The organism is Colwellia sp. KS18-150 (genome assembly GCF_057551365.1).
On sequence record NZ_BAAJMC010000043.1, the window covers coordinates 1 to 2,961 of the forward strand.

General features: G+C 49.3%; 1 rRNA gene. It reads right to left on the reverse strand.

Features of this window, described 5'->3' with window-relative positions:
* Positions 1-52: 52 nt before the first annotated feature.
* Positions 53-2,942 (reverse strand): 23S ribosomal RNA (locus AC27IF_RS20205).
* Positions 2,943-2,961: the final 19 nt, after the last annotated feature.

Consider the following 2,961-nt stretch of genomic DNA (forward strand, 5'->3'; position numbering starts at 1 on the left):
TATTCTGTCAGTCTTCATACAACTTCGTAGCACAAAACTACTTGGGTGTTGTATGGTTAAGCCTCACGGGCAATTAGTATCAGTTAGCTCAAGGCCTCGCAACCCTTACACACCTGACCTATCAACGTTGTAGTCTCCAACGACCCTTTAGGGAGCTTAAAGCTCCAGTGAGAACTCATCTCAAAGCCTGCTTCCCGCTTAGATGCTTTCAGCGGTTATCAGTTCCGAACGTAGCTACCGGGCAATGCCATTGGCATGACAACCCGAACACCAGTGGTTCGTCCACTCCGGTCCTCTCGTACTAGGAGCAGCCCTCTTCAATTCTCAAACGCCCACGGCAGATAGGGACCGAACTGTCTCACGACGTTCTAAACCCAGCTCGCGTACCACTTTAAATGGCGAACAGCCATACCCTTGGGACCGACTTCAGCCCCAGGATGTGATGAGCCGACATCGAGGTGCCAAACACCGCCGTCGATATGAACTCTTGGGCGGTATCAGCCTGTTATCCCCGGAGTACCTTTTATCCGTTGAGCGATGGCCCTTCCATACAGAACCACCGGATCACTATGACCTACTTTCGTACCTGCTCGACGTGTCTGTCTCGCAGTTAAGCTGGCTTATGCCATTGCACTAACCGTATGATGTCCGACCATACTTAGCCAACCTTCGTGCTCCTCCGTTACTCTTTGGGAGGAGACCGCCCCAGTCAAACTACCCACCAGACAGTGTCCCCAAGCCCGATTAGGGCCCTAGGTTAGAACATCACGCATACAAGGGTGGTATTTCAAGGTTGACTCCACCACATCTGGCGACGCGGTTTCAAAGTCTCCCACCTATCCTACACATGTAGGAGCAATGTTCACTGTCAAGCTATAGTAAAGGTTCACGGGGTCTTTCCGTCTAGCCGCGGGTATACGGCATCTTAACCGCAAATTCAATTTCACTGAGTCTCGGGTGGAGACAGTGTGGCCATGATTACGCCATTCGTGCAGGTCGGAACTTACCCGACAAGGAATTTCGCTACCTTAGGACCGTTATAGTTACGGCCGCCGTTTACCGGGGCTTCGATCATGAGCTTCGTCCGAAAACTAACCCAATCAATTAACCTTCCGGCACCGGGCAGGCGTCACACCGTATACGTCATCTTTCGATTTTGCACAGTGCTGTGTTTTTAATAAACAGTTCCAGCCACCTGGTTACTTCGACTACTCGTAGCTTAGGAAGTAAATTCCATCACCGTGAGCAGCGTACCTTCTCCCGAAGTTACGGTACTATTTTGCCTAGTTCCTTCACCCGAGTTCTCTCAAGCGCCTTAGTATTCTCTACCTAACCACCTGTGTCGGTTTGGGGTACGGTTCCTATATATCTGAAGCTTAGAAGCTTTTCCTGGAAGCATGGCATCAATGACTTCAATTCCGTAGAATCTCGTCTCGTGTCTCAGCCTTAAGGAATTCCGGATTTACCTAAAATTCCAGCCTACGCACTTTCACACAGATAACCAACACTGTGCTCACCTAGCCTACTCCGTCCCTCCTTCGCAATATATAGAAGTACAGAAATATTAATCTGTTTCCCATCGACTACGCGTTTCCGCCTCGCCTTAGGGGCCGACTTACCCTGCCCTGATTAACATGGGACAGGAAACCTTGGTCTTTCGGCGGGGGAGTTTTTCACTCCCCTTATCGTTACTCATGTCAGCATTCGCACTTCTGATACCTCCAGCAAACTTCTCAATTCACCTTCAACGGCTTACAGAACGCTCCCCTACCACTTAATCCTAAGATTAAATCCGCAGCTTCGGTGACTAGTTTAGCCCCGTTACATCTTCCGCGCAGACCGACTCGACTAGTGAGCTATTACGCTTTCTTTAAAGGATGGCTGCTTCTAAGCCAACCTCCTAGCTGTCTATGCCTTTCCACATCGTTTCCCACTTAACTAGTACTTTGGGACCTTAGCTGGCGGTCTGGGTTGTTTCCCTCTTCACAATGGACGTTAGCACCCACAGTGTGTCTCCCGGATATCACTCATTGGTATTCGGAGTTTGCAAAGGGTTGGTAAGTCGGGATGACCCCCTAGCCTTAACAGTGCTCTACCCCCAATGGTGTTCGTCCGAGGCTCTACCTAAATAGATTTCGGGGAGAACCAGCTATCTCCCGGCTTGATTAGCCTTTCACTCCGACCCACAAGTCATCACCGCATTTTTCAACATACGTGTGTTCGGTCCTCCAGTTGATGTTACTCAACCTTCAACCTGCCCATGGGTAGATCGCCGGGTTTCGGGTCTATACCTTGCAACTAAACGCGCAGTTAACACTCGCTTTCGCTACGGCTCCCCTAATCGGTTAACCTTGCTACAAAATATAAGTCGCTGACCCATTATACAAAAGGTACGCAGTCACCCACGAAGGGCTCCCACTGCTTGTACGTATGCGGTTTCAGGTTCTATTTCACTCCCCTCACAGGGGTTCTTTTCGCCTTTCCCTCACGGTACTGGTTCACTATCGGTCAGTTAGGAGTATTTAGCCTTGGAGGATGGTCCCCCCATATTCAGTCAACGTTTCACGTGTGCCGACCTACTCGATTTCACTAAAAAGTCATTTACGTGTACGGGACTATCACCCTGTATCGTTGTCCTTTCCAGAACATTCCACTAACTTCTATCTAGCTTAAGGGCTAGTTCCCGTTCGCTCGCCGCTACTAAGGAAATCTCGGTTGATTTCTTTTCCTCGGGGTACTTAGATGTTTCAGTTCTCCCGGTTCGCCTCTTAACGCTATGTATTCACGTTAAGATACCCAACTTATGTTGGGTGGGTTTCCCCATTCGGACATCTTTGGCTATAACGGTTTTTATCACCTCACCAAAGCTTTTCGCAGATTAACACGTCCTTCATCGCCTCTAACTGCCAAGGCATCCACCACATACGCTTAGTCACTTAACCATACAACCCTAAGTAGTCT